The organism is Teichococcus oryzae, assembly GCF_008386565.1.
GTDB classification, from domain to species: domain Bacteria; phylum Pseudomonadota; class Alphaproteobacteria; order Acetobacterales; family Acetobacteraceae; genus Pseudoroseomonas; species Pseudoroseomonas oryzae.
Window position 1 is genome coordinate 1 of the sequence record NZ_VUKA01000079.1, and the last position, 611, is coordinate 611.

Genomic DNA, 611 nt, shown 5'->3' on the forward strand with positions numbered 1-611 from the left:
TGCTCGCGAAGGGCGACCAGCACTTCGGGCGCCACCCGGTTCTCGATCTCCACCAGCCGCCCGTCCCAAAGCCGGGCGCGCGGCGCATCGATCGCCGCCTGCAACCCCAGCCCGAAATCCAGATGGCTGACGAGCGCCTGCGCCTGGGTCTGCAAGATCCCGTAGCTGCCCGGCGTCCCCAGGGCGAGGCAGGGCTCGCCATCCCGGGTCGAGATGCTGGGCGCCATGCACATGGCGAGCGGCAGGCCGGGCTTGGCCAGGTTGGGGCTGCCGGGCTGCACGTCCGCCCAGTACAGGAAGTTGTTGAGCAGGACCCCGGTGCCCGGCACGGCCACCCCGCTGCCGAAGACCGAGCCCAGGCTCTGGGTAATGCAGACGAGGTTGCCCTCGTGGTCGGCGATGGAGAAGGAGGTGGTATGCCCCGGATCGGCACCAGGCGGCGGCTCGCTGGTCCACTGCTCCGTCGGACCCTCCATGCCGCCTCCCGCCCGCAGCCGGTCCTGAAGCCGCCGGACGTTCTCGTCAGAAAGGATTGCCCGCAGCCGGGTCTCGTCAGGCATGTTGTCGGCGATCCGCACGCCGGCGGCGATGCGGGTTGCGCGGATGACGAG

Annotated in this window: 1 protein-coding gene; it reads right to left on the reverse strand. The window is 70.7% G+C overall.

Annotation, left to right across the window (positions count from 1 at the left end; genetic code table 11):
• Positions 1 to 611: gamma-glutamyltransferase (locus F0Q34_RS21605; protein ID WP_174242086.1), on the reverse strand; the 611-nt coding region annotated here is incomplete at both ends.